This is a genomic window from Cupriavidus sp. SK-4 (assembly GCF_000611125.1).
GTDB lineage: Bacteria > Pseudomonadota > Gammaproteobacteria > Burkholderiales > Burkholderiaceae > Cupriavidus > Cupriavidus necator.
Genome location: NZ_JFJW01000118.1, coordinates 1640 through 3448, shown reverse-complemented (window position 1 = coordinate 3448; position 1809 = coordinate 1640). Strand labels below are relative to the sequence as shown.

Here is a 1809-nt window from a genome sequence, read left to right as displayed (position 1 = left end):
GGGGGGGGGGGGGGCCCCCGCCGCTGGCGCTGCAACCGGTGCTGCAACCGCCGGTGCCGCGCGTGCCGCTGCGGGCGACGTGCGCGTGCCCTATATCCCCGAGACCGTGCGCGACCAGATCCGCGACGAGGTCAAGGGCGAGGTCATGGCCCAGGCCAAGGCCGAAGGCTGGGCCGCGCCCAACGAAACGCCGGAATGGACCAAGCGCATCCATATCGAGGGCGATGTGCGCGTGCGCAATGAATCGCGCTTCTACTCGGGCAATAACAGCGACATCCAGATCGACTGGGCCGCCATCAACGACGGCAGCGGCTTCGATGTCAACCCGAACACCAACCTGACGCTGCCGCCGCTGCTCAATACCCGCCAGAACCGCACCAACCAGTGGCGCGCGCGCGCCCGCCTGGGCGTGCTGGCCGACATCTCGGACAGCGTCAAGGCCGGCGTGCGCATCGCCACCGGCAACGACGACAGCCCGGTCTCGACCAACCAGACGCTGGGCGGCGGGCTGGCCAAGAAGGATGTGTGGCTGGACCAGGGCTGGCTGTCGTACCGGCCCGCGGAGTGGGTGAACCTGACCGGCGGCCGTTTCGGCAATCCTTTTGTCTCGAGCGACACGCTGTTCTCGAACGACCTGAACTTCGACGGCATCGCGGCGCAGTTCGACAAGGCGATTCCCGACAAGGATGTGTCGCTGTTCGGCACGCTTGGCTTCATCCCGCTGGAGTACTCGGCCGACAGCACGCCCAAGCACAGCCAGGAGAAGATGAAGAGCGAGAACAAGTGGCTGCTCGGCGCACAGTTCGGCGCCAGCTGGAAGGTGAACACCGACAACCGCCTGCGCGGCGCGCTGGCCTACTACGATTTCCGCAATGTCAGCGGCAAGGTCTCCGAGCCCTGTGCGCTGTACGCCGGCGCCGACGGCTGCAGCACCGACTGGACCCGCCCGGCCTTCATGCAGAAGGGCAACACCCTGATGCTGTTGCGCAATATCGCGCTCAACCCGCTCGATCCGGCCAATACCCCGCAGCCGCAGTACGTGGGCCTGGCCTCGGAGTTCCAGCTGATCGACCTGAACCTGCGCTGGGATACCAAGGTGGCCGGCTACGGCCTGCGCCTTGACGCCAACTACATCCGCAACCTGGCCTACAACGAAGACGAGATGTGGGCGCGCGCCAACGGCGGCATCGTCAACAACTTCGGCGGCAGCGGCGGCACCACGCGCGCGGACTTCCGCAGCGGCGGCAACGCCTATATGTTCCAGGCCACCTTCGGCAAGCCCAGCCCGGCGGCGCGCGGCGACTGGAACGTGCTGGCCGGCTACAAGCGCATCGAGCCCGATGCGATGCCCGACGGCTACAACGACCCGACCTTCCACCAGGGCGGCACCAATGCCCGTGGCTATTACCTGGGCGGCTCCTATGCCTTCGACAAGAATGCCTGGGTGACCGGCCGCTGGATTTCGACCAAGGAAGTCTTCGGCCCGCCGCTGTCGATCGATACCTTGCAGGTCGAAGTCAATGCGCGCTTCTAAGGAGGATGCCGTGTCCACAACGCTCCTTTGCCGCATGAAGGCCATGGCGCTGCTGCTGGCGCTGGCGGCGAGCGCCGCCCATGCCCAGCAGGGTCAGAGCATGGAAGAGCGCCTGCGCAACCAGCTGCGCATCACCACCACGCAGCTGCAGCAGGCACAGAACGAGCTGGCGGCCCTGAAGGCGGGCCAGCCCCGCGCCGGCGCAAGTGCCGCGGGCGGCGGCGATGCCGGGACGCTCAGGAAAGAGCTCGACGCCGCGCGCGCCCAGCTTGCCG

The 1809-nt window shown here is 67.4% G+C and carries 1 protein-coding gene and 1 pseudogene; both read left to right on the top strand.

Features of this window, described 5'->3' with window-relative positions:
• The coding region (locus CF68_RS25075; RefSeq protein WP_235205879.1) for a putative porin at positions 1-1534 on the top strand (1534 nt) is incomplete at its 5' end.
• A 10-nt stretch (positions 1535-1544) separates the two neighbouring features.
• A pseudogene (locus CF68_RS37780) lies at positions 1545-1809 on the top strand (hypothetical protein); the annotation flags it as partial.